The organism is Rhodococcus sp. (in: high G+C Gram-positive bacteria), assembly GCF_049286785.1.
GTDB lineage: Bacteria > Actinomycetota > Actinomycetes > Mycobacteriales > Mycobacteriaceae > Rhodococcus_F.
Window position 1 is genome coordinate 1 of the sequence record NZ_JBAQEO010000854.1, and the last position, 4,605, is coordinate 4,605.

At 59.3% G+C, this 4,605-nt stretch carries 7 protein-coding genes; 3 read left to right on the plus strand and 4 right to left on the minus strand.

Translation table 11 applies throughout. The features are described 5' to 3' along the window. Positions 1-846 (plus strand): hypothetical protein (locus tag WAW17_RS30380; RefSeq protein WP_422336553.1); only part of this gene is annotated, 846 nt, incomplete at its 5' end. Positions 847-1,079: 233 nt separating this feature from the next. Further along, positions 1,080-1,829: a hypothetical protein gene (locus tag WAW17_RS30385; protein ID WP_422336554.1), complete on the plus strand. Its 750-nt coding sequence runs from the start codon at positions 1,080-1,082 to the stop codon at positions 1,827-1,829. A gap of 70 nt (positions 1,830-1,899) precedes the next feature. Here WAW17_RS30385 and WAW17_RS30390 read toward each other — a convergent pair whose 3' ends face one another. Then, positions 1,900-2,088 carry a hypothetical protein gene (locus WAW17_RS30390; protein ID WP_422336555.1) on the minus strand — a complete coding sequence of 63 codons (189 nt, stop codon included), beginning with the start codon at positions 2,086-2,088 and terminating at the stop codon, positions 1,900-1,902. 138 nt (positions 2,089-2,226) lie between these two features. On the opposite strand from WAW17_RS30390, the gene WAW17_RS30395 reads away from it, so the two are divergent. After that, a complete protein-coding gene (locus tag WAW17_RS30395) occupies positions 2,227-2,349 on the plus strand; it encodes a hypothetical protein (protein ID WP_422336556.1) in 123 nt (40 codons plus the stop codon). Here the strand turns inward: WAW17_RS30395 and WAW17_RS30400 are convergent. The 3 genes from WAW17_RS30400 to WAW17_RS30410 form a co-directional block, all read right to left on the minus strand. After that, positions 2,346-2,858 (minus strand): hypothetical protein, encoded by a 513-nt coding sequence (locus WAW17_RS30400; protein WP_422336557.1) that lies wholly within the window; start codon positions 2,856-2,858, stop codon positions 2,346-2,348. The two genes, WAW17_RS30395 and WAW17_RS30400, sit on opposite strands and share 4 nt — an antisense overlap. A gap of 87 nt (positions 2,859-2,945) precedes the next feature. Next, positions 2,946-3,101 carry a hypothetical protein gene (locus WAW17_RS30405; RefSeq protein ID WP_422336558.1) on the minus strand — a complete coding sequence of 52 codons (156 nt, stop codon included), beginning with the start codon at positions 3,099-3,101 and terminating at the stop codon, positions 2,946-2,948. A gap of 188 nt (positions 3,102-3,289) precedes the next feature. Next, on the minus strand, positions 3,290-4,605 hold a 1,316-nt coding region (locus tag WAW17_RS30410; RefSeq protein ID WP_422336559.1), incomplete at its 5' end, for a hypothetical protein.

Below are 4,605 nucleotides of genomic sequence, written 5' to 3' on the forward strand. Positions count from 1 at the left end.
ACTGTACTTATCGCCCTCGGTGACCGATCGAACGACACGCTGAAGATAGCCGAAGGAGTCGTCGCGCAGTCGATCGCCAGTCCGCCCGCCTACACCGAGGACGGCGTCGGGTTTCTTGCGGGCGTCACGCGGGCGGCTGAGATGGCCAAATGCCTACCAATGGAACGTCGGATTTATCTTGCCCGGGACTACGCCCGCCGGGCTCTCGATGAGCAGGACATCGAGCAGAATCGAGCAGAAGCGGTCGTAGGTTGCACGATACTGGCGCCGGAAATTGTGGATGAGGTGCGAGCCGAGCTCCACGAATTGCTGTTACCGCTCGCTACCGGCAGTTTCGCGATGAGCAAGTTCGACGTCGTCAACCAGCAGTTTCAAGATCCGCTCGGCGCGCTCCAACTCAATTTGAAGCCGATCCTTCAGCGACGTGCGTTGGAAGCATGCGTTCATCTGTCGGTCACCGAGGCACAGATGCGCGATACATGGCGAGCTGCGCAGTACCTTCTCCAAACAGCACAGCCGGAAGATTCATTCGCGGCTGCACATGCAGGGTACGTACTCGCTGAACGAGGCTTTGAATTGCAGATACCTTGGCGGGAACTGGCTCAGAGTCCCGATTCCCGAATGCGGCGGCTGGCCGCGGCACTCACAACGTCGCAACCCGCTATCGAGATCGAGATTGCGCAGCATCTTGCACGGGACACGAGTATTGGTGTGCGGGTCGAACTGGCGGTTGCGGTTAGCAAATTAACGGATCGGACCGAGGAAACCACCTCGCTGCGAGAGATCCTGCGACAGGACCACAGCTATCGAGTCCGGAACGCAGTCACAGCTGGAGCTGAAGTCTGAACGGGCCGAATGTTTATCACGCATATCGGACCAGTTGCTGTTCGGACGCGGGCTTCGTCGAACACTCCGCAATCCTCCATGTCACGATGGCCGGATGGACACTTTTGTTCTCGCTTGGGATGGCACCGACGCCGGTTTTGCTCCGGCGGACTACGAGGCTGCCATTGCGGGCACCGCATCCGGAAGGCCGTTCAGAGCTCGATGGAGCTTTGGGAGCAGAAGGAAGCCAGTCAATGCCGGCGACCGTGTCTTCCTCCTGCGACAGGGATCTGACCGAGGGATCGTCGGAAGTGGCTACCTGGTCGGACGGCGAGGTGACGCCCGGACCGAAGTGGGATGGAAGCGGCGCTCTCGTCCCCTACGTCGACGTCGAATGGGATGCGGTACTCCCCGTCGATGCTCGCTTGCCCTACGAGGATCTCAAGGCCAGGGTCGACTACCACTGGATGGTGAGAGCCTCGGGCCTCCAACTTCCAGACGATGTCGCAAAAGCAGTCAACGCCCTCTGGGCTGACCACCTGAAGACCAAACGTCGATCGCCAGCCAAACTGCGGCCTCGGGCGAAAACGTCGAAGATCCCTATAAAGGGTGTCGAGGTCCCCCCTGGAGGATCGGAACCCGTACCGCTCGAAACGATTCGAAAAGGCGCCTATCAAACTGCGCCCTCGACGTCGACGACGGCAGTGAAGGCCGAAGCCAATCTAGTCGCCCAATTCGAGAAGCATCTCAAAGGAGTCGGCCACATGGTGCACAGGCTGAAGATTCAGCCTGACGGCGAATCCCCCTACCTCTACACCGACATCTTCGATGCCACCGACAACATCCTGTACGAGGCGAAGGGGGTTGCAACGCGTGAAGCGGTCCGAATGGCGCTGGGGCAACTACTGGACTACCGCCGCTACATCCAGACGGCGCCCGCCCTCGCCGTACTGCTACCGCACGAACCAACCAACGGACCTAATCGACCTTCTCAAAACGAATGACGTTGGTTGCATCTGGCCCTCGCGGCGAGGGAAATTCGGTAACTGACACCACCAGCCGCAAATCTCGAAGCTACTGCCGGTGTCCGAGGAGTCGCAGCAACCCGACAACGCGGTCGAGTGCACCGAGCATCCGCGCCCCGTCTGGGTCTTGGGCGACACAGGTCAGCAATCGATCATCGGGGTCCTCGTAGCAACCCCCGTGCAGCAGCGCAACAAAGTCGAACGTCCAGGGCGGACCGTCTGGAGTCAGCGGCAACATTTCCGTCTTCCATACCTAAGTTCGACGTCGTCGGCACGGGATCGGTTCCCCGACATCGAAACCGGGCATCATCGGCGGGGCCGGGGCGGAAGGCTACTGGTATCAGCGGCCACGCGAAGGCCAACGACCACGCTTACCGTGTACGCGCACCTCTTCGAGGACGACCACGCCGACGCAATGGCCGCGCTCGGGGCGATGGACACATCACCGCCCCGGCAGAACGACAACGTAGTGCCGATCCGCCGAGGCAACATCGGTTAGTTGTTGCCGAAGCCCCCCAGCGTCCATGCGCTGACGTGTGCCAGCAGCACTCGAACGAAGCCGACTGGCATGGGTTCGATTCCAGGGGTGGCGACCTTCGCGTCCTTGAGGTGGATGTGTCGGGCAATCTCGAAGTGGGTCTCAGTTCCAGACTGGCGTCGTTCCTTGTGCTCCGCAGCAGGAACGCCAAAGAAGTGGTCGCTGTACTTCTCTGTTGCTTCCTTGTCGATCGGATCGGTCGAGTTGGCGGCTGCGCGATGCTCCATGTCGTTCGCCCACTCGTAGAACTCTTCGGCGGCAGCGACGACGCCCGAGATAATCGTTCCGGACAGGAACAAGACGACAGGCAGCCCCGTCCGGGCACGGTTGGCAACGTCGGACAGATTCTGGAGCGTGGTGTCCGGGTGCGCCGACCAGTCGTCCGTGACCATCAATTTCGGGTAGTCCGCCACCTCGGTCTCCGCGTCGGTGATCGTGGGGTCGCCTGTGGCGTCTGCAATCTCGGTCATGTCGGGCAGTATGTCAGATCGCACCGACACGTTCTTCCGTGCTCGGAGCGAAGCACCGGGCGAACGTCGTTTGTTCCGTGCACACGGCTAACGCTTCCACCAGCGTAGGCACGCGGCCACGCCCAGAAGCACTTCCGCGCGATGCTTCGGCGGAACGTCCTTGAGTGAGACGATCACCAAGGCAGTTCGGCTGACTGCAGTAACGATGATGCCGACCGAGACGGTCAGGGCGACAGCGATCACGACGAGACTCCTTCCGAGGACCATTTAAGCCCAACCGGGATGAAGGCAGCCTTCAACCCCAATCAAGCCAAATCCTTCGGACGATGAGCCTCCCTGGTGGCGTCGGTGCAGTGCTGCGAAACAGTAGGCGAGCGTCGAGAGCATTGTCAACGTAGAGCGCCCGCATCGTCTGCTTTGCTGGATAAATTCTAATTCTCGTCAGGCGAGGGTTGGTCATCTTGCCCGTCGTTGCGTGATCGCCTTGGCAGTACATTCGGCAGCAGGGAAGTGCGATCCGGTGTCTGTTCGTCTGCGAGGGTGCCCTTCAGATAGATATTCTCTGCCATTCCTTGGCGGATAATCGCTGCTTCGTCGGCACCCAGTTTCGAGATGAACGCCTCAAGAGTTCCTAGGCGGATGTCGGCACTCTTGCTCAGTCGTGCTTCGCGGTGGTTAGTTGCTCCCCGGCTGAATAGAATCCCTGCCACGATAAGCGCGCCGATGGTGACGCTTGCGCGGGCGATCGTGACAGAAATGGCACTACCTGAGTCAGGTTCCGCCGTTAGAAAATGGACGAGTACGAGCGTTAGCGGTACCGCCGCGACGGTAGCGGCTAACAGATCGTAGGCCCATCCAGCAACAGCTTTATTCCTTGCCTGTTTTCCGAAGTCGGTCGCAATTGCGCGTTCAGACAGCCATGTCGCCGCCTGCTCGGTGGCTTTCCATGCTTCGAGGGCTTTATTGGAATATTCCTGCGTTTCGAGGAGCGTATTGGCTGCTATCGCATTAAGGTCGGTCAGGTGGGATGCTTGACTATCGACGTGTTCGCGTATGGATTTGTCGTACGCTTCTCGGCCGGATTGCTCGACTTGGGAAATCGCCTCCAAATACTGGGCCTCCCTCGCTTCGAGTGAAGTTGCGAACTCGTCGGACTGTCCGTCTATTTTGTCTTGAGCTAATTGAAATCGCTTCTCTAGCTCTTTGTATTTGCTGTCCGTCTCCCTATACAGCTCATTCAATTCGTCCATTGAGGATTTCGCCGACTTCTCGTATTCCTTAAAAGCACGCCCCGCTGCTTGGGCATACCCAGTCGCCGGAAGTGGTGGCCAACCCGCGATCGTATCGAAAGCGATATCGCAATTAGTGGCGGCGTTCTGCAAGTGTGAAGTGTTTACGCGGTCCTTTGCGTAAATTTCAATCTCGGGGTTAATCGAGTTGGCGAGTGCGCTGTGGACGCCGGTTAACATGCGATCGGTGTAAAGATCTCGACCCTGATCGCTGTTCTTGTGCTCCCCCAAGATGCCAGCGAGCTTCCGGAGGCGGTTCAGGTGGTCCAGTTCATTGCTCTGGTCCGGTGTGTCGCAGTTCCGCAAGTGTTCGGTCAGCGTGTCGACCGCCGACCACAAAGCGTGGCCGTCGAATCGCGCGTCCCATGTGCTCGTCATACTGCGCAGTATGTCAGAGCGGACCGACAGGTCTGGTCGATCTACGCCGAAGGTTCGGTCCCGCGCGGTGTATTCGGAAC